At 63.0% G+C, this 26,483-nt stretch carries 19 protein-coding genes; 15 read left to right on the top strand and 4 right to left on the bottom strand.

The genetic code is table 11. The annotated features are described in order from the left end of the window. The first annotated feature begins 33 nt into the window (after positions 1-33). The 11 genes from IRI77_RS15790 to IRI77_RS15740 all read left to right on the top strand — a co-directional run bounded on the left by IRI77_RS15790 (position 34) and on the right by IRI77_RS15740 (position 13,508). Positions 34-852 carry a DUF4097 family beta strand repeat-containing protein gene (locus IRI77_RS15790; RefSeq protein WP_194453005.1) on the top strand — a complete coding sequence of 273 codons (819 nt, stop codon included), beginning with the start codon at positions 34-36 and terminating at the stop codon, positions 850-852. A gap of 10 nt (positions 853-862) precedes the next feature. Continuing rightward, positions 863-1,672, top strand: a complete 810-nt coding sequence (locus IRI77_RS15785; protein ID WP_194453004.1) for a DUF4097 family beta strand repeat-containing protein — start codon at positions 863-865, stop codon at positions 1,670-1,672. Positions 1,673-1,810: 138 nt separating this feature from the next. Beyond that, on the top strand, positions 1,811-3,175 hold the full coding sequence (locus tag IRI77_RS15780) for a sensor histidine kinase (RefSeq protein WP_228486835.1): 1,365 nt from the start codon (positions 1,811-1,813) through the stop codon (positions 3,173-3,175). Further along, a complete protein-coding gene (locus IRI77_RS15775; protein ID WP_194453002.1) occupies positions 3,172-3,822 on the top strand; it encodes a response regulator in 651 nt (216 codons plus the stop codon). The genes IRI77_RS15780 and IRI77_RS15775 overlap by 4 nt, the downstream gene beginning before the upstream one ends. Positions 3,823-3,896: 74 nt before the next feature. Beyond that, complete coding sequence (locus IRI77_RS15770) at positions 3,897-4,607, top strand: RraA family protein (RefSeq protein WP_194453001.1); 711 nt, start codon at positions 3,897-3,899, stop codon at positions 4,605-4,607. Then, on the top strand, positions 4,604-5,818 hold the full coding sequence (locus IRI77_RS15765) for an efflux RND transporter periplasmic adaptor subunit (protein WP_194453000.1): 1,215 nt from the start codon (positions 4,604-4,606) through the stop codon (positions 5,816-5,818). Before IRI77_RS15770 ends, IRI77_RS15765 begins: the two co-directional genes overlap by 4 nt. Continuing rightward, positions 5,818-8,940 carry an efflux RND transporter permease subunit gene (locus tag IRI77_RS15760; RefSeq protein WP_194452999.1) on the top strand — a complete coding sequence of 1,041 codons (3,123 nt, stop codon included), beginning with the start codon at positions 5,818-5,820 and terminating at the stop codon, positions 8,938-8,940. Before IRI77_RS15765 ends, IRI77_RS15760 begins: the two co-directional genes overlap by 1 nt. Continuing rightward, positions 8,933-10,216: a TolC family protein gene (locus IRI77_RS15755; protein ID WP_194452997.1), complete on the top strand. Its 1,284-nt coding sequence runs from the start codon at positions 8,933-8,935 to the stop codon at positions 10,214-10,216. Before IRI77_RS15760 ends, IRI77_RS15755 begins: the two co-directional genes overlap by 8 nt. Next, a complete protein-coding gene (locus IRI77_RS15750) occupies positions 10,213-11,082 on the top strand; it encodes a vWA domain-containing protein (protein WP_194452996.1) in 870 nt (289 codons plus the stop codon). The genes IRI77_RS15755 and IRI77_RS15750 overlap by 4 nt, the downstream gene beginning before the upstream one ends. Positions 11,083-11,255: 173 nt before the next feature. After that, the gene (locus tag IRI77_RS15745) at positions 11,256-12,404 is read left to right on the top strand and encodes an MFS transporter (protein ID WP_194452995.1); all 1,149 of its coding nucleotides are present in this window, start codon (positions 11,256-11,258) and stop codon (positions 12,402-12,404) included. A 6-nt stretch (positions 12,405-12,410) separates the two neighbouring features. Further along, the gene (locus IRI77_RS15740) at positions 12,411-13,508 is read left to right on the top strand and encodes an ROK family protein (RefSeq protein ID WP_228486757.1); all 1,098 of its coding nucleotides are present in this window, start codon (positions 12,411-12,413) and stop codon (positions 13,506-13,508) included. A 35-nt stretch (positions 13,509-13,543) separates the two neighbouring features. Here IRI77_RS15740 and IRI77_RS15735 read toward each other — a convergent pair whose 3' ends face one another. Next, positions 13,544-15,100, bottom strand: a complete 1,557-nt coding sequence (locus tag IRI77_RS15735) for a TolB family protein (protein WP_194452994.1) — start codon at positions 15,098-15,100, stop codon at positions 13,544-13,546. A gap of 206 nt (positions 15,101-15,306) precedes the next feature. Beyond that, positions 15,307-16,242, bottom strand: a complete 936-nt coding sequence (locus IRI77_RS15730; RefSeq protein WP_194452993.1) for a 3-keto-disaccharide hydrolase — start codon at positions 16,240-16,242, stop codon at positions 15,307-15,309. Positions 16,243-16,353: 111 nt separating this feature from the next. On the opposite strand from IRI77_RS15730, the gene IRI77_RS15725 reads away from it, so the two are divergent. The 4 genes from IRI77_RS15725 (at position 16,354) to IRI77_RS15710 (ending at position 22,038) form a co-directional block, all read left to right on the top strand. Next, entirely contained in the window at positions 16,354-19,710 is a 3,357-nt protein-coding gene (locus IRI77_RS15725; RefSeq protein WP_194452992.1) for a TonB-dependent receptor, read from the top strand. Between the two features lie 8 nt (positions 19,711-19,718). Beyond that, positions 19,719-20,207, top strand: coding sequence for a molybdopterin-dependent oxidoreductase (locus tag IRI77_RS15720; RefSeq protein WP_194452991.1), 489 nt, complete (start codon positions 19,719-19,721; stop codon positions 20,205-20,207). A gap of 42 nt (positions 20,208-20,249) precedes the next feature. Then, the gene (locus IRI77_RS15715) at positions 20,250-21,371 is read left to right on the top strand and encodes a substrate-binding domain-containing protein (RefSeq protein ID WP_194452990.1); all 1,122 of its coding nucleotides are present in this window, start codon (positions 20,250-20,252) and stop codon (positions 21,369-21,371) included. Between the two features lie 76 nt (positions 21,372-21,447). Continuing rightward, positions 21,448-22,038: a hypothetical protein gene (locus tag IRI77_RS15710; protein WP_194452989.1), complete on the top strand. Its 591-nt coding sequence runs from the start codon at positions 21,448-21,450 to the stop codon at positions 22,036-22,038. Between the two features lie 45 nt (positions 22,039-22,083). Here IRI77_RS15710 and IRI77_RS15705 read toward each other — a convergent pair whose 3' ends face one another. After that, on the bottom strand, positions 22,084-23,394 hold the full coding sequence (locus IRI77_RS15705) for a GYF domain-containing protein (protein WP_194452988.1): 1,311 nt from the start codon (positions 23,392-23,394) through the stop codon (positions 22,084-22,086). A 1-nt stretch (position 23,395) separates the two neighbouring features. Continuing rightward, positions 23,396-26,482 carry a hypothetical protein gene (locus IRI77_RS15700; RefSeq protein ID WP_194452987.1) on the bottom strand — a complete coding sequence of 1,029 codons (3,087 nt, stop codon included), beginning with the start codon at positions 26,480-26,482 and terminating at the stop codon, positions 23,396-23,398. Between the last annotated feature and the right edge of the window lies 1 nt (position 26,483).

The raw sequence follows: 26,483 nt of genomic DNA, 5'->3' as shown, positions 1-26,483 counted from the left end.
TCAAGGTGAGGTACGAAAGCAATGGCGATACGTGTGTTCGCACTATTGTGGCTGGCGCCCCTGCTGATGGCGGAGGGGCTGGAAGAGAAGCAGACCATCCGGAAGAGCCTGCCGGAGGCGGCGCGGCTGGAAGTGGATACGGTATGGGGCGGCATCCGGGTGACCGGCTACGACGGGCACGAAGTGAAGATGGTGGCGACGGAGACGGTGCGGGCTGATTCACGGGCGGATCTGGAGCTGGCTCGCAAGGAAGTGCGGCTCGATGTGGGCCAGCAGGGCGATACGGCCCGGATCTATGTGGATGGGCCGTTCCGCTGCCATTGTGAAGATGGCCAGTGGTCCGGCGACCGGCAACGGCGGAGGTATGTGGTCCGGTATGACTTTGAGCTGCAAGTGCCGCGCAGCATGGCCGTGAGCCTCTCGACCGTAAACGAAGGGGAGATTTCGATGAGCGGCGTCGGCGGCGACTTCGAGATCCACAACGTGAACGGGATTGTGGATTTGAGCGGGCTTATGGGCTCGGGCGCCGTGAGGACGGTGAACGGACACGTAAAGGCCGAGTTCGCCCGCAATCCCAAGGGCCAGACCTCGTTCAAGACGATCAATGGCCCCATCGAGCTCTACTTCCGGCCCGGCCTGTCGGCGGATGTGCGGCTGAAGACCTTCAACGGGAAGATTTACTCGGACTTTGAGATGACGATGTTGCCGGCCCGGCCGGTGACGGAAGAGAAGCGGAACGGCAAGCGGGTGTTCCGTGCGGACAGGTATTCCGGAGGCCGTATCGGCGGCGGCGGTCCGGAGCTTCTGGTGGATGGTTTTAACAGCGAGATTAGAATTCTGGAAGGCAAGTAGGTATATGGCAATGACGAAGACCATGTGGGTGTGTGCATTCACGGTAGCGGCGATGACCCTGCCGGCTCGGGGACAGGACAAGCTGACGGTGCCATTGAGCGACCCGTCACGGCCGGCGACGTTGCAGGCCTCGCTGTTGACGGGGAGTATTCATGTGAAGGGCTACTCCGGCAAGGAGATCATCGTGGAGGCCAAGTCCCGGCAGGAGAGGGCATCAGACACGGCCAGGAAGGATGGGATGCGCCGCATCACCATCAACTCCACCGGGCTGGAGGCGGAAGAAGACAACAATGTCGTCCGCATTGGTGCATCCTCCATGCACAGGGCGATCGATATTGAGATCCAGGTGCCGATGCGGACTTCCCTGAAGCTGAAGTCCACCAACGATGGCGAAATCACGGTGGAGGGCGTGCAAGGGGACGTGGAAGTGAGCAACATCAATGGCCCGGTGACGCTGACGGGGATCTCGGGCTCGGTTGTGGCGCATTCCCTGAACGAGAAGGTCAAGGTTGTTTTCAACCAGGTGGATCCGCAGAAACAGATGTCCTTCAGCTCGCTGAATGGCGATATCGACGTGACGTTTCCCGCGAGCCTGAAGGCGAACGTGAAACTGAAGACCCAGCGAGGCGAGGTGTACAGCGATTTCGACGTGGCGATGACGGCGGCTCCCAAGGCGACGACTGAGGGGGGACGGACTGAGAAGGGCAAGTACCGGGTGAAGCTGGACCAGTCGATGTACGGCACGATCAATGGCGGCGGCCCGGAGATCCAGTTCAGCAATTTCAACGGGTCGATCTACATCCGCAAGGCCGGCAAGTAACGATAACTCCTCCGGGCTCAACCCTATACAATCATCAGGGGCCAGCCTATACGGTTTCGACTGTATAGACAGCGCGAGCGGCGGCCCGGGATGCTTGAATAGAGGGGAGGGCCTGGAGGAGTTTTCCTGCTATTGCCGATGAACCTCCGCTCAAAACCACCGCTGCTATCCGGCGTCCGCCTGGTGTTGATGGCGGGCTTTCTGGGGCTCCTGTGCCTTTTGGGTTTTGCGGGGTTTTACTCGCTGCATGCGCTGCGGAAAGTGGCCCGCACGGACGATGAGAGCACCCGTGAGTTCGTGAAGCGAAGCGACGCGCTGGAAGTGATCCGGCAGAATGCGTACACTTCGACGAGCCGGGTCCGCGATTTCCTGCTGGACCGCGAACCGAAGGCGCCGCAGGTCCACCGGCAGGATGCGGTGGCGGCCTGGAACCGGGCGCTGAGCGCCGTCAAGGCGTACAGCCTGGTGAGTCCCGAGGCTCAGCGGCCCGCCTTCCAGCAACTCAGATTGTCCATGGAAGCCTACTGGCGTGTAGCCGAGCCTGCCCTGAGCTGGCACGACACGAAGCGCGAAGTGGACGGCTACGATCTGCTGGCAGAGCAGTTGACACCGCGCCGCGACGAATTCCTGCATTTGTGCGACGAACTGCGGCGGGCGAACGAACTGGACCTGCGGGCGGCGATTGACCACTCCGCGTCGCTCATCAGCCTGCTGCAGCAACGGCTGGCGATGGTGGTGGTGCTGGCCCTGCTGATCGGCTCCGCGCTGGCCGGCATCACCCTGCATTACTTCATGCGGCTGGAGCGGGCGGCCTCCCAGCGGTATGAAGCCTCCATCGCGGATCGAGCGCAACTGGAAGCGCTGTCCACCCGCCTGCTGGAGATCCAGGAGGAGGAGCGCCGGCGGATCTCGCGTGAGCTGCATGACGAGGCGGGGCAGGCGCTCTCCGGCCTGCTGGTGGATGTCGCGAACGCCTCGGCGGAGATCCAGAATGACCAGCCTTCCCTGAAGGAACGTATGGCCTCGATCAAGAGGTCGGCTGAATCCACGCTTTCCTCCATCCGCAACCTGAGCCTTTTGCTGCGGCCTTCCATGCTCGACGACCTGGGGCTCATTGCCGCCCTGCGCTGGCAGGCGCGGGAGACGGCGCGGCGCAGCGGCATGGAGGTGGCCGTGCTGGCGGAGGACTACAATCTGGAGCTGCCCGACGAATACCGCACGACCATTTACCGGGTCGTCCAGGAGGCGCTGAACAATGCAGCGCGGCACTCCGGGGCGAAGAATGTTTCCATTCTGGTCAGGGCCGAGGCGCGGCGCCTGCTGGTGCTGATTCAGGACGACGGGAAGGGATTTGACCCCGACACGACCAAGGGCATGGGATTGTTGGGAATGCAGGAGCGCATCGCGCACCTCAACGGTCAGATGGAAGTGGAGTCCGGTGTCGGGCAGGGTGTTGTGTTGCGGATCGAGTTGCCGCCGGTGCCGGCGGGGAAGGCTGCATGAGCAAGATTCGAATCATATTGGCCGATGACCATACGGTGATCCGTTCCGGATTGAAGCTGCTGCTGGAGCGGCAGCCCGATCTGGAGGTGGTGGGCGAAGCAGAGAACGGACGGCAGGCCGTGGACTTGGCGGAGCAACTGGTGCCCGATGTGGCCGTGCTGGACATCGCGATGCCGCAATTGAACGGGATCGACGCCTCGCGCCAGATTGTGGCGCGGAACCCTAAAGTGGCTGTCGTGATCCTGAGTATGCATTCGGACGAGGGTTACGTGATGCGGGCGCTGCAGGTGGGGGCCAAGGCCTACCTGTTGAAGGATTCGGCCGAGGTCGACCTGATCCGGGCGGTACGGTCTGTCCACGCGGGCGAGTCGTTCTTCAGTCCGTCAGTGGGCCGGGTGTTGCTGGAAGACTATGTCCGGCAGATGCGAGTGAAGGGGACTGACGACAGCTACGAGTTGTTGACCAACCGCGAGCGGGAGGTTCTCCAGCTGATCGCCGAAGGGAAGGCAAACAAGGAGATCTCTTCGCTGCTGAACCTGAGCCTGCATACGGTGGAGACGCACCGGACGCGCATTCTGCAGAAGCTCAACCTGCACTCCGTGCCGGAGTTGATCCTCTATGCGGTGCGCAAGGGGATCGTCACCTGACCTGTCCGCGAGCGGACTAAAATACAGCCGCAGCCGGATCGTTCTATCAGGAGCATCTCCGTAGGCTTGAAGATGTGGTTCATCTCCTGCCAAATGATGCGGCGTCCCCCTTCCTCGAGCTTCAAGGGTTCGATACCTGCAAGATCGCCAATGCCATTGAAGTACTGAAGCTTCGGCTCCGGAACGAAGGCTACACACGGCCAGGATTGCGCTGTGTGACCGGAGGCTTCCCCGCCATTGCCGGCTATGCCGTGACGAGCAAGGTGCGGTGCGCCGATCCGCCCATTCGCGGCACCTCGCATCTGGAACTGACGGACTGGTGGAGGAAACTGCAGGAGCGGCCGGTGCCCCGCATCGCGGTGATTGAAGACATCGATCCGGAACCGGGCCAGGGTGCAGTGCTGAGCCAGATGCACGCCGAGGTCTTGCGCTCCCTGCGGTGCTGCGGCGTCGTGACAAACGGCGCGGTGCGCAACATTCCCTCGTTAGCCGCCATGAGCTTCCCCGCGTTCTCGTGCCATGTGACTATGTCGCACGCCTACGCACACATGGTGGAGTACGGCGTCGAGGTGGAGATTCTGGGGCTGCGGGTGAGTCCGGGGGATCTTATTTTTGCCGATGTTCACGGGATGCTATCTGTCCCGGCGGAGCACATCGCGGACATCCTGCGCGTGGCGCGGGAGCGGGAGCAACGGCTGGTCAGGATCATCGATCTCTGCCGAGACGGGCGGTTCTCGTTCGACCGGCTGAAGGCTGAGATCCAGGAATTGGAGAATGTGCAATGAAGCGACGACTGTTTCCCTTGCTCGCCGCGGTGGTGGCGGGCGGCTGTCTGGTGGGCTATCTGGCGCTACGTCCGCGGGCCGTAGCGGCCTCTGTGGAGCCGGAGAAGGTCACCACCGTGGGTGTTGCCAGGGTCTCGCGCCATGACTTGGCGAAGACCATGACGGTAACGGCGGAACTGATCCCGTTCCAGGAAGTGGAAGTGATGGCCAAGGTGGCCGGCTATGTGCAGAAGATGTACGTCGATGTCGGTGATCATGTGACGCAGGGCCAACTGCTGGCGGTGCTGGAAGTGCCTGAGATGCAGGATGACCTGGTAAGGGCGGCGGCCTCCATCCAGCGCAACCGGGCCGAACTCGCCAAGGCTAAGGACGAGTTGCGCAGGGCGGAGTCGGCCAACCAGATGACTCATCTCGCGTACACACGCCTGGCGGAGGTCCTGAAGTCGCAGCCGGGCCTGGTGGCACAGCAGGAGATCGATGACGCCCAGGGGCGCGACCTTATGGCGGCGGCGCAGGTGGCAGCGGCGAAATCCGCGCTGGTTGCGTCGCAGGAGCAGATCAGTGTCTCTGAGGCCGAACAGACAAAACTGAGGACGTTAATGAGCTATGCGCGGGTATCGGCGCCCTTCACAGGTGTGGTGACCAAGCGTTTCGCCGACAACGGCTCGATGATCCAGGCGGGCACGGCCAGCCATTTGCAGGCCATGCCGATTGTGCGGCTTTCGCAGAACCAGTTGTTGAGGCTGGTGATGCCGGTACCTGAGTCGGCTGCCGGGCTGATGCGCCGGGGCGCCACGCTGGATGTCCGCATCCCCACGCTGCAAAGGGCCTTCCGCGGAGTGATCGCGCGCACTTCGGACAAGGTCGATTCCGCTACCAGAACCATGGAAACGGAAGTGGACGTGCCCAATCCCGCGGGCGAACTGATCCCGGGCATGTTCGCCGAAGTGGACCTGACCCTCGCGGCGAGCAAGGACGCACTGGCGGTGCCGGTGTCGGCGCTCAAGGAGAAGGACGGCGGGCGTACGGTCTATGTGGTCGACTCTGGCGGGAAGGTGGCCATCCGCAAGGTTCAGACGGGAATAGAGACAGCACTGCTGGCTGAAGTTCGGAACGGGCTGGAGCCCGGAGACATGGTTATCACGAGCAACCCTGGACAGTTGATGCCGGGCCAGACGGTGAAGCCGAAGGTGGAAGGGGGCGCCGAGTAGTGTCCCGATTTGCGATCAAGACGCCGTACTTCATTGTCGTTGTCTGCCTGACGATTCTGATCCTCGGCATTAATACGCTGTCCAAGATGCCGGTGGACATGTTCCCTTCGATGAACATTCCCGTGGTGGTGGTGGCGACCTACTACTCGGGCATGCCGCCGGAGCAGATTGAAACCGACATCACGAGCCGCTTCGAACGGTTCTTCACCCTGGCGAGCGGTCTGGAGCATATCGAGTCGCGGTCGCTGCCCGGCGTCAGCATCATCAAGATCTACTTCCAGCCGGGCTCGAATCCCGACTCCGCCGTGACCTCCATCAGTAACCTGGCCATGGCGAACCTGCGACGCCTGCCGCCGGGCACATTGCCGCCGATCGTGCTGAAGTTCGACGCGTCGAGCCTGCCGGTGTGCCTGGTGACCTTCAAGGGCGAGGGCATCCAGGAGACGGCCATGCGCGACCTGGCCCAGTTCCAGGTGCGCAACCAGATTGCCAATGTGCCTGGCGCGTCGGTGCCGCAGCCTTTCGGAGGCAGCTTGCGGCAGATCATGGTGTACGCCGATCCCTACCGCCTGGAGGCGCACCAGCTCAGCCTGATGGATGTTGTGCGGGCCATCAACCTGGGCAACCTGATTCTGCCGGCCGGCGACGTTCAGGTAGGCCACCTGGACTACAACATCTATACGAACTCCCAATTGCGCTCGCTGGAAGACATCAACCAGCTACCTGTAAAGATGGAGGGGTTGACGCCGGTTCGCGTCGTGGACATCGGCACGGCCAAGGATGCGCAGCAGATCCAGACGAACGTGGTGCGCGTGGACGGGCAGAGGTCGGTTTACGTGCCCGTGCTGAAGCAGGGCGGCGATACGAACACGATCGCCGTGGTTGACGGCATGCGCGAAGCGCTGAAGAAGTTGGTGGACGTTCCCGCGCAGTTGACCAGCAAGGTGGTGTTCGATCAATCGGTATTCGTGAAGACGGCCATTGAGACGCTGCTGCACGAAGGTGCGATCGGCCTGTTTCTGACCTCCCTGATGATTCTGCTCTTCCTGGGTAGTATGCGGGCGACGACGGCGGTCTTCTTCTCGATTCCGCTTTCCGCACTGGCGACCTTCGTGATTCTCGCCCTGGGCGGGAGTTCGGTGAACAGCATGGTGCTGGGCGGCCTGGCGCTGGCCTTCTCCCGGCTGATTGACAACTCAGTTGTGGTGTTGGAGAACATCTACCGGCACCTGGAGTTGGGTGAGAGTCCGGAGGTGGCGGCGGAGAAGGGCGGGCGCGAGGTGGCATTGCCTGTGCTGGCCGCGACTTTGACGACAGCCATTGTGTTCTTCCCCGTGACGCTGCTTTACGGCGTCAGCAAGTTCCTGTTCTCGGCGCTCGCACTGACCGTGGTGATCTCCCTGCTGGCGTCGTATGTGGTGGCGCTGACAGTGGTGCCGCTCTTCTGCGCGCGCTTCATTCACGGGCATTCCCAGTCCACCGGGACGGGGTTCTTCGCGAGGTTCAATGCGGGCTTCAATACCCGGTTTGAGAAGATGCTCGTCTCTTATGACGGAGCGGTGTCGCGTGTGCTCGACCGCCCCATCCGCGTGCTGGCGGGTTTCGGGGCGCTGTTCGCCATCAGCCTGGCATTGTGGCCGCTGATGGGCATGTCGTTCTTCCCGCGTACAGACGCGGGCCAGTTCATGATGAACATCAAACTGCCGTCGGGCACACGGATCCAACGGACGGAATCCCGCATCGCCGCCGTCGAGCAGATTGTGCGCCAGGTCGTTCCCCCCGAGGAGTTGGAGCTCATCGTTTCGAACATCGGTATCAACTACGACTTCTCGGCTGTCTACACTCCCAACGCGGGTATGCACACGGCCTTTGTGCAGGTGAGCCTGAAGGAAGACCACAAGGTCAACAGCTTTGAGTACATGGCTCGGGTGAAGGCGAAACTGGCCGAGGAGATGCCGGATGTCACCGCCTATTTCCAGTCCGGCGGACTGGTGGACGCGGTGTTGAATATGGGTTTGCCGGCGCCGATCGACGTGCAGGTGGATGGCTCGAATTTAGAGCACTCCTACTCGACAGCTGCCCAGTTGGCCGCGAAGATCCGGAAACTGCCGGGCGTGGCCGACCTCTACATCCCGCAGGATCTGGATTATCCGGCGCTGCAGCTAGACGTGGACCGCGTGCGCGCGGCGCAGATGGGGCTGGATCAGCGCGAAGTAGTGGGTAATGTGATTACGGCGCTGACCTCGAATGCGATGATCGCTCCGACATTCTGGATCGACCCGAAGTCGGGCAACGACTACCTGCTCACAGTCCAGTATGGCGAGAATCAGGTGAAGTCGCTGGCGGATCTGAAGGCGATCCCGCTGCGCGGACCGGGCCAGAAGAATCCGGCCCGGTTGGAATCCATCAGTACGACGAGGCGAGTGGATTCGCCCACGGAGGTGGATCACTTCCAGTTGCGCCGTGTTATCGATGTCTACGTCCGGCCGTTGAATGAGGACCTGGGCAAGCTGGCTAATTCGATCGACGGGATCATTGCCGGCACCCCGATTCCGAAAGGCGTTGCGGTGACTCTGCGCGGCATGGTGCAGGGCATGCGCGCTTCGTTCCGAAGTTTCTCGATTGGACTCGTGCTGGCGGTGATGCTGCTCTACCTGATCCTGGTGGCGCAGTTCCAGTCGTTCGTCGATCCGCTCATCATTCTGCTGGCCGTACCCCCTGGCCTGGCCGGCGTGTTGATCACGCTGGTCGCGACGGGCACGACGCTCAATGTGATGTCGCTGATGGGGGTAGTGATGCTGGTGGGCATCGCGGTCTCGAACAGTATCCTGATCGTCGAGTTCACGCGTCACTTGCGGCATGAAGGAATGGATGTGCGTTCCGCAGTGGCTTTGGCCTGCCGCGTCAGGCTGCGGCCGGTTCTGATGACGTCCCTCGCAACGATCATCGGCTTGATGCCGATGGCCCTGAAGTTGGGTGCCGGTAGTGAGGCCTATGCGCCGCTGGCGCGGGCCATCATAGGAGGTCTTACTCTTTCCGTGGTGTTGACAGTATTCCTGGTGCCGGCAGGTTATTACCTGTGGTACCGCGGCCGGGACCGCCAGGAGGCGCAGCATGCGTAGATGGATTTGGCTGGCGGTCTTCCCCGCAGTTCTCATGGGTGCACCGGCTGATCCACCGCGCAGGTTGACCCTTCGCGAGGCGGAAGAGCGGGCGTTGAAGAACCATCCATTGCTGCAATCGGCGAAGGCTCTGGAGAAGGCATCGCTGGAAGTGCCGAAGGAGGTCCGCTCGCGCCTGTTTCCGACTGTCGAGAGCAATGTGACCGGGGCGCTGGTCAACGACGACACGGCCCGCATCTTTGCAGGCGCCCTGAACTCGCCCAGCTTGTTCAATCACGTGGGCGCCGGGCTCTCTGTGAGCCAGTTGATTACCGATTTCGGCCGGACGCGGAACCTGACGGCCAGCGCCCAGTTCCAGGCCCAGGCCCAGGGTGAGGTGACCAATACGACGCATGCGGGCGTCCTGCTGCAGGTGGATCGCAGCTACTATACGACGCTGCGGTCGCAGGCGGTGCTGAGGGTGGCGCAGCAGACGGTGAAGGCACGGCAACTGGTGGCCGACCAGGCGTCGACGCTGGCACAGAGCAAGTTGCGCTCCGAGCTCGATGTGACATTCGCGAAAGTGAACCTGGAAGAGGCGCTATTGCTGCTCTCCAACGCCGAGAACGAAGAGCGTGCGGCCATGGCGGAGTTGTCGACGGCGTTGGGTGAAAGTGGTCCTTCGGAGTTCACGCTGCAGGAGGACGAAATCCCCGGCGAACTGCCGCCCGATTCAGCTCCGCTGATCAGCGAGGCCCTGAACCAGCGGCCGGAGGCGCGGCAGGCAAAGCTGCAGATCCAGGCGGCGGAGCGGTTTGCGCGGGCGGAACGGGCGCTCCGTTATCCGACGCTGTCGGCGGGCGCCAACGCCGGCGGCGCCCCGGTGCGGCCCGAGCGTTTCACCCCGGGGTGGGCCGCAGCGGCCGTCAATGTTCAGATCCCCATCTTCAACGGCGGCCTGTTCACGGCCAGGCGGACCGAAGCGGAACTGCGCATGGAGGCGGCTCGGCAGCAGGGCCGGGACATCGAGAACCGCATCGCGCGGGACGTGCGCGTGGCCTACCTTTCCGCCGTCAACGCCTACAAACGGCTGCAACTGACGGCGCAGCTGCTGGACCAGGCCGGACAGTCGTTGAAGCTGGCCCAGGCGCGCTATGAATTGGGCCTGAGCAGCATCGTGGAGTTGTCGCAGGCACAGTTGAATGTGACGCGGGCCCAGATTGCGCAGGCCAGCGCAAAGTTCGACTATCAGGCAGAGCGGGCGTCTCTGAACTATCAGACGGGAGCCCTGAAATGACCGTCTGGCGGAGCGTTGCGTGGCTGCTTGCGCCGCTTGTCCTGCAAGCGCAGGATGCGCGGTGGCTGCCGCTCTCCGTGTATGCCGACCGGCCGGTGGAGTTGAAAACGTCTGATGTGCGGGTGTCGTGCGGACACCAGGCCGTGCCCGGGGCGACGATCAAGTCAGGCGGCGGCGCGGTGTCGGTTGGCATCGTGGTGCAGGGCAGCAAAGCCATGCAGGAGAATACCGGCCAGGCGCAACTGGCCATACGCAAATTCCTGGAGCACGCGCGTCCCGGTGATGAGTTCTTTACCGTGAACAGCCTCGATGCTCCGGTGCTGGGCGCTGGCTTCACCTCCGAGGTGAATACCCTGGTGTCCAGCATCACGGTCCCGCCGGGCAAGCGGCGATCGCACCTGCTGGACGCAATGACCTTCGCCCTTGACTACCTGGGCCACGCCCGGAATGCGAACAGAGCTCTGGTCGTGATCTATGCGAACGACGATGTGGCCAGCGTGACCAAGCCAAAGCAACTGGAGGGCCGCCTCCTGGTCGAGCACATCCCGGTGTATGCGGTGAATCTTTGCGCGCGGTACGCCGACGACCTGGTGCCCGTGTCTTTCGAGCTGCAGAAGCTGGCAGAGGAGAGTGGCGGAGATTCGTGGGACGTCTCGTCGTTCGCGAAACTCGGCGAGGCACTGGCGCGGGTGGACGTACGCCCGCAATACCGGCTGTGGTTTCCGGCTGCGGCGGGCAACGCCTGCGAACACGAGCAACGCCTGAAATTGGACTGGACGCCGGGCGTGGAACATGGCGGTGTGAGCCTCCGTTACCAGCGGCAGTGGCCCGGCGGCCTGGGCCTGAAGGCGGTTGCCGGGCGGTAAAAGGGCGTCTCAGGTCCGGAACTCTCCCCTGTCCGGGCCTGCCATGGCAAGAGTTCCGCCTACTCATGGCGATATACTGACAGCTTCCGGGCTTTCAGATCAGCGGCTCCGGATTAGTAAGGACCGCGCGGGCTCCACGAGCGCCCGCCGGCCGTTGAAAAAGAGGAGTTCGCATGAGATTGCGTACGATGCCGGTATTCCTGGCGTTTCTCGCCATGGGCTTTGCCGACGCCGTGGGGCCCTTCGTCAGCCTCGCCAAGAATGAGTTCCAGTTGAGCAACAGCGTGGCGTCACTGATTCCGTTCGTCGGCTTCAGTATGTTCGGCCTCCTATCCGTCCCGGTGGGCCTGCTGCAGGATAAGAAGGGCAAGAAGTTCGTCCTGATGATGGGATTGCTGGTGGCCCTATTGGGGCTGCTGAATGCCAGCATCGGACTGGGTTCGTTTGCGCAGTTCCTGGTGACGGTGATGCTGGTGGGCGCGGGCGCGGCGATCCTTCAGGTGGCGGGCAATCCCATCATGCGCGATGTCTCCGAGGAAGGGAAGTATGCCCGGAATCTCTCGCTGGGCCAGTTCATCAAGGCGATCGGCTCCCTTTCCGGTCCGATGATTCCGGTGATTGCCGCCAAGTACTTCGGTGCCGACTGGAAGGTGATCTTCCTTGTCTACACGGGGGCTCTGATCCTTACGATTCTTGCGGTCGCTCCGATGAAGGTGGAGGAGAAGAAGGCTGAGCACAAGGCTGCGACGCTCGCCTCCTGCCTGGCGCTGCTGAAGAACGGCTACGCCCTGGCCATGGTGGGGGCGATCTTCGTGTACGTCGGGGCCGAGGTCAGCGTCAGCGCCGGCATTCCTTTGTTTCTGAAGGAACGGTTTGGCCTCGAGATCGCCAAGGTCGGATTGCTGGGCACCGGCTTGTTCTTCACGGCTCTGACCGTGGGCCGATTCTCGGGCGGTGTCATCCTGAACTGGATGTCGCCTCGCAAGTTCTTTCTCGTCACCTGCGGGATCTCGATTCTCGGGCTTCTCGGGCTGTTTATCCCGGATCAGAACATCGCCGTGGCCAGCTTCTTCCTTACGGGCATCGGGTTTGCGAATATCTTCCCGCTCGTGTTTGCCATCGCAGTTGAGTCGATGCCGAGCCACGTGAATGAGCTTTCCGGCCTGATGGTGACGGCGATCGTCGGCGCGGCGTTCGTTCCGCCGCTGACGGGCCTGGTGGCCGATGGCAGCACCGTGCAGTTGAGCTTCCTGGTGCCCCTGGCGTGCGTGCTCTATATCACGTGGGCCGCGCTGATGAACCTGAAGACGGCAAAGGCGTAATCTCTCATGTCCAATCCTTCGAACGATAACCGCGTCGTCATGACGCTGGATGCCGGCGGTACGAACTTTGTCTTCTCCGCCATGCAGGCGAATCAACCGGTGGTGGAGAGCTTCTCGCTGCCGTCGTGCGCAGATGATTTGGAGCGATCGCTGAATACCCTGGTGGAGGGCTTCCGGCGGGTTCAGGCCGCTGCGCCCGCTCCGCCTGTCGCCATCAGTTTTGCGTTTCCCGCCCCGGCCGACTACTTCAACGGGATTATTGTCGGTCCCCGGAATTTGCCCGCCTACAAGAATGTGGCGCTGGGCCCGATGCTGGAGGACACCTTCAGTCTGCCCACGTTCATCAACAACGACGGCGACCTGTTTGCCTATGGCGAGGCGACGAGCGGGTTTCTGCCCTATGTCAACGGTTTGCTGGAGCAGGCAGGCAGCCCCAAGCGGTTTCGCAACCTGCTGGGCGTCACGCTGGGCACTGGCTTCGGCGGAGGCATCGTCCGCGACGGGCAACTGTTCACCGGCGACAACTCCGTGGCGGGTGAAGTGTGGCTGCTGCGGCACAAGCTGGAACGGGATATCAACGCCGAAGAGGGCGCGGCGATTCGCGCGGTGCGCAGGGTGTACGCGGAGCGCTCCGGCATCGCCTTCGCGGATGCTCCGGAGCCGAAGGTGATCTATGAGATCGCGGAAGGTAAAGCGGCAGGGAATCAGGCGGCGGCGCAGGCGGCGTTCCGGCGAATGGGCGAAGTGGCCGGCGATGCGATCTCCGAGGCGATCACGCTGATGGACGCTCTGGTCGTGGTTGGCGGCGGCATCGCCGGGGCGCATCGCCAGTTCCTGCCTGCGATCGTCGACGAGATGAATGGTACGTACGCAGCGCCATCGGGCGAGCGGTTCCGCCGCCTGATCCCCCGTGCCTTCAATCTGGAAGACGAGGGGCAACGGGCGGAATTCCTGCGCGGCGAGACCAGGGAACTCACGGTGCCGCACAGCACGCGCACCGTACGGTTTGACGGACTGCAGCGCACGGGCGTCGGTATTTCGAGGCTTGGCACCAGCCAGGCTACGGCGATCGGCGCGTACTCGTTCGCTTTGAGCCGGCTGTAGCAGCCCGGCCTGGTTCTGATCCGGCGCCGCTTCTGCTACTGTGCTGGTGCCGCAATGGGTTCGTACTGCACGAAGGCGAAGCGCTTGGAGTCTGGCGACCAGGAGTTCACGTTGATGGTGCCCTGGCCTCCAAAGAACTCGAGCAGCCTGTTGAACTTCGCAGGCTTCAGCTTCCGGCCCGGGGCCTTCATGACCCGCAGGACAACGCCCTTCATGCGGTCGTTGTGGCCTGCCGTGCCTTTCGGGAAGGAGAACACGAGCATCTGCTTGCCGTCGGGCGAGAAGTGGGGGAACCAGTCCTCGCCTTCGTCCCTGGTGACCTGCTCCGCCTTGGCGTCGTCCGGACCACCACCGTCCGCGGGGATCCGCCAGATGTCCCAATTGCCGGATCGGTTGCTGTTGAAGTAGATCCAATTCCCGTCGGGCGAGTACTCCGGACCGTCATCATAGTTGCCCTTGGAGGTGAGGCGTTGCTCGGGCCCACCTTCGACGGCCACGCGGAATAAGGAGTACTTGCCCTCGCGCTGACCTACAAAGGCGAGCCACTTCGAGTCGGGCGACCAACCATGGAAGTAGCTTGGCGAAGCGGGTGTCAGCAGCTTCGCGCCTGTGCCGTCAGCTTGCGCCATGTAGACCTGCGACTGGCGCGAGGCGGTGCTGGAGGCCGAGAACGCGAGGAGTTTGCCGTCCCTGGAGATGTCGTGGTCGTTGTTGCAGCGATAGCCGCCCGGGCCCAGTTCGATCTTCTCCAGTTTCGGTTCGCCGGAGACGCCAAGCGGCAATCGATAGAGGCTGCCGCCCGTATTGACCAGCAGGAACTTGCCGTCGCGGGACCAGTTCGGTGCTTCCATGATGCCGTCCATCTGATAGACGACCTGGGTGGAGCGCTTCTTGAGGTCGTAGATAGTGACCTTGCTGCGATAGGAGGGTGAGCGCGGCACCTGCTCGATACGGACATTCGAAAAGACGGCGGTTTCGAGGATATTCGCATCGTGCGAGCAGACGCCGAGGCCGACGTACACGGGATCCGTGAGCGTCATGGTGACCGGGCCGGAGGGGGTCAGGTCAGCGCCTGGATTCCCCGCGGCCATGGTGAAGCGGTTGCCCCGGCGCTCAATGCGGATGCGCACGGGCCCAGTGACGGTAGAGCGAACCTCCAGCGTTGTTGCGCCAGCCAGGGGACGGTACTGGAGGGACGTGAGTCCGTCGCCATGCAGTGCGACATCGGCGTAGGCCGAGCCGGCCGTCAGGTCCTGCCGGACCATCAGCACAGCCTTGCGGTGGGCCACCGTGCCGGTACCGATGAAGCGCACATCGGCTGTAAAGTTGAAGTCGCCGGACATACGCTTCCAAGCGAATTGGAAGGCATCCTCCGCGGCCCAGATGTTGGCGCCTCCCCCAGTGATGCGGTATTCCCCGCTGGCGGAATCGAAGGATGCGCTGCCTTTCTGGGGCGTAACGCCGATGTCGGCGCTGGACTCCAGTTGGCCCAGGGCGGAAGAAGCGGTCTGTGCGGGGGCGAGTCCGGCGGCCAGCACCGTGATGGCGAGCGCCATGGCTCCGGAACCGTATCGCTTCAGTTTGGCTTGCATTGGTGGGCTCCTGATGCCGGCTCGCAAATATAGGCGGTCAGCCGGATGTGGGACGCCCCGAACTTATCACGGATCGGGCATCTCCTGCCAGGTTGCGGTGGCCGTGCCTCCATAGCATGGAGAGCGGTTGCCGGAATCCCGGCGGAAGGATGAGGCGGGCAAGCGGGCGGCTCTCCCCCAAGGGCCGCCCGTGGTGGAAAACCGGTCTAGCGGCTGGGGACGGCGACTGTGATGTTGCGGAACTTCAGGCCGCCGGTGTGGTCGCCCTGGATGTAGAACGGACCGGGTTCGCCTTCATTCGCGTCCAGCGCGCCGCCGGTGATCCCCTCGATCTCCTGATGATCGATGGTGGTGACGCCGTTCCGCACGATGGTGACGGTGCGGCCTACGAGTGTCACGTCGAAGGTGTCCCATTCGCCCGGTTTGCGAGGCAGTTCCGTCTTGGGCGCGATGCGGCCATAGATGGAGCCGATGCGGCGCTCCACCGGGTTTGCGCTGAGCGGTTCGGATTCGATCTGGACTTCATAACGGCCGCGGAGGTAGAAGCCGCTGTTGGCGTGGTCGGGGCAGTTTACCTCGAAGTGCAACTTCAGGTCGTCGAACTTGCGGACCGACTTGAGATTGGCGCCGTGGTCTTCGTTCACCAACAGGCCGTCCTTGACGGTCCAGTGGCTGGTCGCCGGGTTACCCATCGGCTCCCAGCCGTCGAGGTTCTTGCCATTGAACAGTGCCTCGGGCTTGCTCCACTTCTTCGGCTCGGCGCGCTTCAGTTCAGGTGCGCGCACGCCGGCGAGCGGAGTGCTGGCGTCGCCGCGCTTCTGCACGCCGGACAGCTTGTCGCCGGCGGCGTCGAGTTCCCACATGACCGCGGGCCGGTTGGCCGCGGCGGCTGAGATCGTGGCGCTCAGGTGCGCTCCATCCGCTTTGAATTCCTTCAACTGATAGACGTTTCCGCCGGTAGGTTGATACCAGACGTCCAGCTTTCCATCCTTCTCCGTGACGCCCAGCCAGGCGGCGCGCGAACCTCCCGGAGTGGTGATATTGAAATCCCATCGGCCCACCAGGGGGCTCTTTCCTTTCTGGCCAAATGCGGGCACTAGCAGAGAGGTGAACAGGGCGATACCAGCGGCGATCTTATACATGGTCGAAGTGTATTACAAAGCAGGCCGGCGCGGCCTCGGACTATCCGGAAGATGCGGCTGGTTGCGTGCCTGATCTCATATGAAGGATTGTAATGTTAAGATTACTACGTCGTGTATAAAGGTCACCCCAGGAAGTCACCACAGCTTTGCCTGCTCGCGGCTCTAGTCGTCTTTGCGCCTGGCCCGCTCGCTGGTCAATCCACCAAGGCCGAACTCTTCGGCGTGGTTTCCGATCCTGGCGGCTTGCCCGTCTCCTTGGCCGTCGTCCAGTTGACGAATACCGGCACGAACCTTGAGTCTGCTGTCACCACCCGGACGGATGGCAGCTACCAGTTCCTGGCCTTGCCTGCAGGCTCCTACGAGGTTTCTGTGCAGAAGCCGGGCTTTGCACCGCTGCAGCGCGACGGCATCACCCTGCGCGTGGGTGACCGGCTGGAGGTGCCCCTGAGCCTGAGGGTCGGCGAGGCCAACCAGGTGGTGGAGGTGACGGCAGCCGCTCCGCTGCTGCAGGCGAGCCGGGGTACGGTGAGCTTCGTCGTGGAGCAGCGCAAGGTCGTCACCTTGCCGTTGGACGGCCGCAACTTCGTGCCGCTGATCGCGCTCTCGCCGGGCGTCAGCCTGCCCCCAGGCAACCTGTTGCCGCGTGTGAACGGCAGCCGTCCGCGCGTCAGCGAATACCTCTATGACGGTGTCAGCGTGCTGCAGCCGGAACCTGGCCAGGTGGCATTCTATCCTGTCATCGACGCGATCGACGAGTTTCGAGTGGAAGCGAACAGCTATTCGGCCGAGTATGGCCGTTCGAATGGCGGTGTGATCATGGTCAACCAGAAGGCCGGATCCAACGGCCTGCACGGTACGTTGTTCGAGTTCTTCCGCAACGAGAAGCTGAACGCCCGGAACCTGTTTGCCACCACGGGCGGCAAGCCGCAGTTTCGACGCAATCAGTATGGATTCGTGTTGGGCGGTCCCATTCAAAAAGACAGGACCTTCTTCTTTGTCGACTGGCAGGGCACAAGGCTCAGTACGGGCGTAATTCGGACCAGCACGGTGCCCACTACCGCCCAGAAGAGCGGGGTCTTCACCAACGCCATCTTCGATCCAGCCACGACGAGACGGACCGACACCGGCTATGCCCGCGATGCCTTCGCCGCAAACACGGTTCCGGTGAGCCGCTTCGATCGCGCCGCCCTGGCCGTGCTCAGCCGCTATCCGGCGCCCAATGTATTCACGACCGCTGGTGCGGAGGCCACGGCCAACAACTATCGACGGCTGGGGAACGACACGACGGCGGCCGACCAGTACGACGGCCGGCTCGACCGCTATCTCGGCGCACGCCATCGCCTGTTCGGCCGCTACTCTTATCTGCGGGACGACAGCCGGCCCACCACGCCGCTGCCGGACGGGAGCGGCAATCTCACCAGCGGCGTCATCGGCAACACGCTCACGCGCGCTGACAGTATCGCCGCCGAGCATACCTGGAGCCTCTCTTCGCTCTCTGTGAACCAGTTGCGTTTCGGCTATACCCGCCGCAAGTTCGACCGCGATGCGCTGCGCACCGGGCAACCGGTGGCGCAGACCACGCTGATCCCCAACATTCCGGTGACCTCGTTCTCCGATGTTCTGCCCACTTATGATGTCGTGGGTCTGCAGCAACTCGGACCGCCGGCCAGCGGCAACGCAGCCTTCACCACCTCGGTGACCCAGTTCATTGACAGTTTCTCGTGGGTCCGCGGGGGGCACAGCCTGAAGGCGGGCGCGGACATCCGGCACGAAACTCTCGATGTGCTGCAGCCGCCCAGTCCGACCGGCAATTTCCAGTTCACCAATATCTTCACCAGCGGACTCACACCCGCCGGTACAGCGCAGTCCGGCACGGGCAACAGCGTCGCCTCGTTCCTGGTGGGACAGGTGGGCCGGTTCAGCATTGACGCGCAGCCGCAATTGATCCAGCCGCGTGCGACCATCGCCGAGTTCTTCCTACAGGACGACTGGCGGATCAGCCGCCGGTTCAGCCTGAATCTCGGAGTGAGGTACACCTTGAACTTCCCTTCGACGGTAGTCGATAACCAGGGCGCGGTGTTCAACCTGGCCACCCAGAGGCTCGACTACCTCGGGCAAAACGGATTCCCGCGAGCGGCCCGAAATCTGGAGAAGAAGAACTTTGCGCCCAGAGTCGGATTGGCCTACAGAATCACTGATTCGTTCGTAGTGCGCTCCGGGTATGGGATGACGTGGATTGAGCAGGCGGGCATCACCACACCTTTCACTACTCCGCTGTTCCCCTTCATTCAGACGCTGGGCCAGCAGTCGCTGGACAATATCAATCCGGCCTTTGTCCTGTCGTCCGGTCCTACGGTCACGTTGCAGAGTCCCACTGCTGATTCTGGACTCGGCCAGGGCGTCTTTGGCGTGCAGCGGAGCAACGGCAGCGGCTACGCCCAACAGTGGAACTTCACACTGCAGAAGACCTGGGGTGAGGATTGGAGCGTGGAAGCCGGTTACCTCGGATCCAAGCTGACCCGCCTGGGCGTACCCGATGTGAACCTGAACCAGCTCACGGTGGAGCAACTCGCGCTCGGCTCGCAGCTGACGCAGCAGGTCGCGAATCCTTACTTCGGGCAGATTCCGGCCAACACTTCGCTCGGCACCCAGACGATTGCGCGCGGGCAGCTGCTGCGGCCTTACCCGCGGTTCACGACCGTGACCCTCTACCGTAACAATACCGGGCACTCCACCTATCACTCCTTCCAGGCGCGTGTGGAAAAGCGATTCTCGCAGGGGCTCACGTTTACAGCGTCCTATACGTTCTCCCGCCTGATCGACGATGCCGGCGCTGTTTTCGATTCCGCGGTGCTCACCGGACCCGTGGCCAACTTCCAGGCCGCGGACAGTTACAACAAGCGGTTGGAGAAGGATGTCTCGACGGGCAACATCCCGAACATCTTCTCCAGCGGCTTCGTCTACCAGGTGCCTGTCGGTCGCGGCCGGGCGAAATCGCTGGACGGCTGGAAAGAGGCGCTGGCCGGGGGGTGGCAGGTGGGCGGCATTGTCCGCGCCCAGTCGGGTAGTCCGCTAGCCATCACGCAAGCCACCAATCTCAATGCGTTCGCGGGATTCGGGATCCAGCGGCCCAACCGTGTCGCGGACCCCACGCTACCCGCGGATCAGCGCAGCACCGGGCGCTGGTTCAACACGGCGGCCTTCACGCAGGCGGCGCAGTTCACCATCGGCAGCAGTTCCCGTAATCCGGTCAACGGCCCCGGCTACCGGACCGTTGATCTCATGGTGGGCAAGACCTTTCCGGTCACGGAACGTGTGCGGTCCGAATTCCGCGCCGAAGCGTTCAACGTCACGAACACGCCGCCGCTGGGTAATCCCAACGGCAGCTTCGGCAATGCGGCTTTCGGGACGATCACGACGGCGCTGGATCCGCGTGTCTTCGAACTTGTTTTGAAGCTTCAATTCTGAGGTGAACTATGCCGGCTCGCCGAGCGTGCCTGATTCTGTTGGTTGTTTTGGCCTGTGCCTGGGCCCAGGCGCCATCCGCCACATTGACCGTCGGTGGCGACGTGAAAACGCCGCTCACCCTGACCGCGCGGGACCTGGCGGACATGCCCAGGGCGACGGCGCAGCTGAAAGGGGAGAAGGCGACCGTGGAGTACACGGGTGTCCCGGTCCACGAAATTCTGAAGCGCGCAGGCTTACCGGCAGGCAAGGACCTGCACGGTACGGCGCTGGCCAGCTACCTGCTTGTCGAAGCGAAGGACGGCTATCAGGTGGTGTTCGCGCTGCCTGAAGTGGATCCGGCGTTCACTGATAAGGTGGTGTTGCTGGCCGACGCCGCCGACGGCAAGCCGCTGGGCGAGGGACAAGGTCCCTTCCGCCTGGTGGTGCCGGGCGACAAACGAGGCGCCCGAGGCGCGCGCATGGTAACCCGGTTCCAATTGGTGCTCCTCCGGAGGTGACCCGCCGGCCGAAGCACGTCACAATAAAGGGGAAGCAACCGCATGCCGACTTCCATCCGCAATCAGTTGGGCGCCGTCCGCCGGGCGCGTGGCGTCAGCGCCGCCGAACTGGCGCGGCGGGTTGGTGTCAGCAGGCAGACGATTCACGCGATTGAGGCCGGATCCTACATTCCCAACACCGAAGTCACGCTGAAGCTCGGCCGCGAGCTGGAAGTCTCCGTGGAAGAGCTGTTTACCCTGGAGGCGGAAGACGTCCCAGCACCCGATGCCATCGACTCCGAGGTGCTCAGCGCGGTACCGGCCGCCAAGGGACAGGCTGTGCGCGTCTGCCGTGTGGGTGAACGACTGGTGAGCATCCCTGTCCAGTCGGCGCCTTACTATCTGCCCGAGGCCGACGGGGTCATCTCTCGGGTGGGCCGAGCCCCTGGTCATGCGGAACTGGCCGTTTTCGCGCCTGAGGATCCGCAGCAGAAGAAGCTGACGTTGGCGGGCTGCGATCCGGCCATCGGCCTGGTCTCCAGCATGGTGGAGAAGTTGAGTGGGGTGGAACTGATTTCCGCTGCCGCTTCCAGCCGCCTGGCGCTCACCTGGCTCAAGGAAGGCAAGGTCCACATTGCGGGCTCGCACCTGGAGGATCCGGCAACCGGCGAGTTCAATCTGCCGTTCCTGAGACTGGAGTTTCCGGACGACGATTTGGCCGTGGTCACCTTCGCGCGTTGGGAAGAAGGATTCGTCACCGCGCCGGGCAATCCCTTGGGGATCCGCTCCGCCGGCGACCTGGCTGGCGCCGCCGTACGGTTTGTGAATCGGGAAAAGGGCTCCGGCAGTCGCGGGTTGCTCGACCGTCTATTGGCCGAGGCCGGCGTGCCGCCGCGCAAAGTAGTGGGTTATGATCGCGTTGCCTACGGGCACCTGGCGGCCGCCTATGCCGTTCTGGCCGGCGAGGCAGACTGCTGCCTGGCAACGCGCTCAGCCGCACAGGCCTTCGGACTGGATTTCGTAGCCTTGCGGAGCGAGCGCTACGACTTCGTCATGCGCAGGCAGACGCTTGAGATGCCCGCGGTGCAGGGTTTCCTGGATGTGCTGCAAAGGGCGGCCCTCCGGCGCAAACTGGAAACTTTGGCTGGTTACGATACGGCGCAGACCGGCTCGGTTCAGGCCTGAGGCGGCCAGGCGTTTCCAATTGAAGTATTTCGGGTTTGAAACTATGATTTGAATGGTTCATCCTCGAAGGGATCTTATGCGCCATCCATTGCTGCTTGCTCTCCTCCTCGTTCCGGGCTCCGCGCTGTTTGTGGCGCCGGCCCAGACTATCAAGAACGACACGGAATTCCGCGTGAAGCTGACTGCACCGCTCAGCACGGAAACAAACAAAAAGGGTGACAAGATCACCGCCATGATCCTGCAGCCGCCCGAGTTCGCCAACGCCATGATGGAGGGCGAAGTCAAGGAGTCGAAGAGCGGCGGAAAGGTCAGCGGCAAGTCGATTCTGAACTTCACCTTTCAGAACATTGTGAGCGGGGGCAAGACGATCCCGGTGAACTCCGACGTGAAATCGTGTTTCAACTCCAAGGGGCAGGCCAATGTCGACGAAGAGGGCCGGATTATCGAGAAGAAAAGCAACGTCGGCAAACTGGCTGCGGTTGCCGGTGCTGGCGCGCTGATTGGCGCCCTGGCGGGCGGTGCAAAAGGCGCAGCGATCGGAGCCGGCGCTGGGGCTGCTGCCGGACTCGTGTTGATTCAGGTTGGTGCCAAAGGAGCGAACGTCACCTTCGCTTCCGGCAGCGAAATTGTCCTGTCGGTTCGGGAGCGCCGCGAGGCCGGCAAGTAGTACGCTTGCCGCGCCTGTTGTTCGATATTGGAGGGCCCAAGGCGGCTAGCCTTGTGGGAGCCCGCAGTTTGCGCAGAAGCGCTGGTTCGGATCGCGCACCGTTCCACATCGCGCGCATACCTGCACCGCAGGCGCCGGCATCAGGCCGGCTTCGCGCGCAGTCATCCAGTTGGGCAGGTCCTGGTTCCACACGAGTGTCTCGGCCGGCAGGGAAGGCAGCATCTTCAGCAGCGTCGCTTCGTCGATGGGACCCCTGCTTTGGCCGGCGTGGATGACATACCAGTCCTTCGCTGGTAACGGAGGCGGAGCGGCGGCTGTCGCGGGCGGCTCAGGCGCCGCGACGGGGGCGGGTTCCCGGACAATTGGCGGCGGCGACGGCGGACGCAACGCGAAGTGCAGCGAGGCTGCCAGCTCATCCTGATCCAGGGCGGCTATCGCGCCGGTCTGCCCGGCCATGGCGAATAGGAACAAGTGATAGGTGCTGCGCACCAGCAGCACGATGTCTCGTCCGAGTTGACCATCCGCCTGGGGCTCCGTGACGCCCAGCGCCACTTTGCTGACTTCATGCAGCACGCCGTCTGCGAGGACCTTGCCGCCCGTTGTGAGCTCGTACCTTGGGATGCGGCTCTCCGCGGCAGTCTCCACCAATCCGGCCCGCATGAGTTCGCCCAATGCCGAAGCCACCTCGTGGTCCGTCAGGGACGTCACGAGTTGGCCGGGAATCAATTTCTCGACAAAGAGCAACGGCCAGCGGAAGTCCTCACTGGCGGCGTCGCGCAGGCGCTCCAGGATTTCCTCCCGTGAGAACGTGGCGGCGGGTGCGCAATGGGTCAGCATCCCATGCAGCCTCGCGGCCTGCATCTGACCCAATACCGCGAGAAACACCACTACTGCCGGCGTGGAGAGCTTGCAGCCGATCTCATCGTTGCTGAGGCTGCTGCCGGCCGCGAGCATCTTGCTGATCGAGGCCGTGACGCTGGCCTGGGTCCAGAAAGTGATCCGGCGTGGATCCACGGTTCCGGCGAGTCCGACGATGGAATCGTCCACACTGGTCGACCAGGCCAGCACCGAGCGGCTGACTGTTTCATCGGCAATGCTGTGGTGCCAGTGGGCCATCTTCGCGGGAGCGCGCAGGATGGCGATGGCTACAGCCAGACGAACTTGCGCTTCCGGGCTAAGAGCCTGAAAGGCCGCTGCCGCGGCCGTTGTTCGATTACCGCCCGGGCCTGGAGGGATGAGCGATAACGGATTGGCGCGGGCGTCCAGCGAATCGGCCAGCGCGGCCAGGTCGTCCAGCGCGATGAGGAAGTCTTCCTCCTCCATTCGCAGCAGTGCTGCTGTCGTTGTGGGGTTCATGCTATTTCCCTCCTATGGCTCCGTGATACTGGGACACATTCGTCCGGACCGCTTCTCCGAAGCTCTGTTCCGTGAAGCCGTTCTTCTCCAGCACTTTCATTGCCTGGCTGGGATTGCGATTGATCTGATTCGAAATCTCGACCAGTTTGGGATCCAGGCCGGGCGGTGACGTGGGGAGGCCCGCCGACTGCAACTGCCCTGACTGCGCCGGGTTGCCTGCCATGTTGTTGATGCGGCCGGCCAGATCCTGCTCCCGGCCCATCGCCTTCGCCAGCGATTTCACATCGGTGTGTTCAGTGACCGCCTTCACTTGCTGTGAACTGAAGTCCTTGAACTCGTTGGCTCCAAACTTCGTGGGATCTTTGGGCAATTCGCCCGTTACGGCCAACTGGTTCATGCCGTGCTGGTCCACCACCGCCTGGCCGGAGATGTTGTGTGAGCTGATGGAGCCGTCGCTGCAGGACTCGAACATCTTGCCTTTGCCTTGCACCGCCATGCGGCTGCCCGTGAACCCCGGCGGATAGGCGTCCCCCGGGCCCGAACCCTTGCCTATGCCGTTATAGGTCTTGTAGTCGATGTCGTTGATGCCGCGGCTGAACCCGTCCGCGCGCAGGTTGCGGTCCACGTTCTCGGTGAGGTGCTGGCCGAACTTCGCCTGCAGTTCGTTGTTGGCCTCTTCCATGCTGACTGTGCGGCCCAGGTCACGGCTGCGCTGCTCGGCATAGCCAGCCAGATCCGCCTTGTCGAAGTTGGTGGAATGGGTCGCATCAAAATCGGTCCGGGCCTTCGGATTGCCGCCGGGTTTGGCGCTCGATCCCGAGTCGCCGATGACACTGCTCTTCACCTTGACACCGGTCTCGGCTTCGAAAGACCGCATGGTGTCGCGGACCCCGTTGTCGACATTCTGGCTGACCCGATTCGCCAGCCGTGCGTTGAGCAGCTTCGCTTCGTCGGCACTGAGCGCGCCGGCCTTCTGTAGGTTGGCCAGCCGGTCCATGCCGCCTTGGCTGTAGAGCTTGGCCAGATCCGCCGGATCACTGGATGCCAGCACGCGGCTGACAGCGGACCGGGTGGGCTGCAGCGTCTCAGGCACTGTCGTGAACAGACTCGACATGCGGTTGCTTAGCGACTTACTGCCTGCCTGTACGGCCTGGTCCGCCGTTTGCACCGCCTTGCCCACCGGTTCCATCATCTCGCCCACGCCCCGGGCCACATTCGGGAACGCCTTGGGGAAGTAGTGCATCATGGCGCCGCCCAACATAGTGGGGCCGGCTTCGACGATACCGGTCTTGAAACCGGCCTTGAAGATCTCAGCGTCCGAAGCTCCGCGCATCGCGGCATCATGCTGCGCGTAGCCCATGTTGGCCGCTGTATACGCCGCTTCCGACCACCCCGCCGTGGCGACGCCCGCTGTGAGACGGCCCAGCAGCGACGCCGCTGTGCCGGCCAGTGTGGAATTGCCCTGCGCGTCTTTTCCAGTGATGATTTCACGGAGAGAACCCGATGCCGCCTCCGACATCGTATCCATGAAGCCTGGCTGGTTTCGCAACGAGGACTCCGGCGCAACCGCACCACTGATCGAGTCACCCGTGTATTTACGCGTCGCCTGGATCGCGTTCCAGTCGATCGGCTTGCCCGCATAGATGTCCTTGATCAACTGGTCGGTCTTGCCGACAACGTCGCCGGGGCCGCCTGGATTCCACAGGTCGTGCTTCAGAGCTGCCTGCTGGATGCGGCTCAGGTAGGCCGCGGCCTCGGCCTGCTGTTTGCGCTGGGCAGCCTGCTGGTCCATCTCCTTGCTGAACCAGTCTTCCCGCCGCCGCATCTTCTCGTTCTCGGCATCCATGAACTTGCGGTCTTTCACCAGGTCCTGCTGCCAGCGGTCGAACTCGTTGGGATCGAAGTATGTTCCGCTGGCCGCGTTCCGCCATTGGCCGGACTGCGGATCGTAGACGATCTCATAGTCGCGGCCATCCAGCCCCTTCAGCACGCGTGTGTTGCGTGCCTGGTCGGTCGCCGCCGCAATCGCCTGAGCCTGCGCATCATTGGCCACCGCCTGCTGTTTCAGGTAGTCCATGTAGTCCTGATACTGCTGGCGTAGCCGTTCGTAGTTCGGATCCGATTTGTCGGCGGTAGCGTCCTGCTCGTCCCACTGTTTCTTCAGGCGATCGTATTCGTCCAGCGCCTTGTCGCGGGCCGAGGTGGCTGCGTCATGATCCGCCCCATAGCCGCCCGGAGGTGGGCCCTGTGTCGGCGGGACCAGTGCGGGGATTACACCCCCGACGGCTGAGCCCCCACCACCAATATTCGCGCGCCCCTTCAGGTGTGTACCGATCTCCAGTTGATGGCAGGAAACATCGGGTTGCGGGCGCCACATAAACGCCGGCATCTCGGTGACTGGCGCCACCTGATGCATGATCAACCAGCCGCCCGCGTAGCCACCGATTGCGGCCGCAAGAAGCTCAGCCGCGGGATAGGCTGCCTCCCCGAGTGGCACGGCGCCATCGGCCGCGGCAGCCGCGCGCCGGAAAAACAGCTTCTTGAGGATCGCCCGGACCGCAGCCCGGAAACAGCGAGAGAGCATCCCGGGACAGACCCCCATCAACATCAGTGACGAGTAGGCCACTACATACCCGCACATGGCGCCCCAGTAGTTTCCATCGCCCCAGCCGCGGGCTCCGTACATATCGGGCCAAACAAGCTTCTGCAAAAGGTCCGCAATGCCGTAGACGCCTCCGCAGACCAGGCCGAGAAACGGATTGAAACCGGAGATGATGCCCATCAGCGGGTACACAATGGCATCCGTTCCGATGTGGCCCAACGGTGTAGTCTGAATGCCGCGCCACGCCAGGAATACCAGGGAGAACGCCAGCAGCACAGGGTGTCGCTTCGTCAGTAATTCGATTTCGAGCAACCACTCCAGCTTTCGCAGCGCCGGGAACGCGTTCAAAGTACCGCGCGCCAGGCTTACCACCGGTGTACAGATGAGAGTCGACATGCCGACCACAGGCGTCCAAAATGACTGCGCCTCCAGCCACCGCAGCAAGTCCGCCTGCTTCTTCGCGATCGACTTCAGGAATTCGCGCATT

The sequence above is a fragment of the Paludibaculum fermentans genome, from assembly GCF_015277775.1.
Taxonomy (GTDB): domain Bacteria; phylum Acidobacteriota; class Terriglobia; order Bryobacterales; family Bryobacteraceae; genus Paludibaculum; species Paludibaculum fermentans.
The sequence above is the reverse complement of the archived record's forward strand: the minus strand, read 5'-3'. Positions and strand labels throughout refer to the sequence as shown.